The sequence below is a fragment of the Streptomyces sp. LS1784 genome (assembly GCF_020103755.1).
In the GTDB taxonomy this organism is placed as follows: Bacteria; Actinomycetota; Actinomycetes; order Streptomycetales; family Streptomycetaceae; genus Kitasatospora.
Window position 1 is genome coordinate 1 of record NZ_JAHSQD010001293.1, and the last position, 505, is coordinate 505.

Sequence of the window (505 nt, forward strand, 5' to 3'; positions counted from 1 at the left end):
GCTCGCCGGGCTCGCCGTCGGGGCCTCGCTGCTCACCCACCCGCCGCGCACCGCGGCCGCGGCGGCGCACCGGCTGGCCCTGGGGCTGTCGGCGGCCTTCCTGCTGGCGCCCGCCGGGCGGTTCGGCTACCTCGCGCTGCCGCTCGTCCTCGTCCTGCTCCCCGTTCCGAAAGCCTTCCCGCTCTCCGCTCCGAAAGGCCTGCCATGGGCACCACCCTCGTCGTCACCAACGACTTCCCGCCGCGCCAGGGCGGAATCGAGACCTTCGTCAAGGCCATGGCCGACCGCGTCCCCGGCCACGACGTCGTGGTCTACACCTCGGCCGAACCGGGCGCGGAGCGCCACGACGCCGCTCTCCCCTACCCGGTGATCCGCGACCGCGCGCGCACCCTGCTGCCGACCCCGCGGGCCACCCGCCAGGCCGCCGGGATAGCCCGGGCGCACGGCTGCGACCGGGTGTGGTTCGGCGCCGCCGCACCGCTCGCCGCGATGACGCCGGGGCTGC

General features: G+C 77.0%; 1 pseudogene. It reads left to right on the forward strand.

The features are described from left to right. Positions 1-204 precede the first annotated feature (204 nt). A pseudogene (locus KS423_RS47055) lies at positions 205-505 on the forward strand (alpha-(1-2)-phosphatidylinositol mannosyltransferase); the annotation flags it as partial.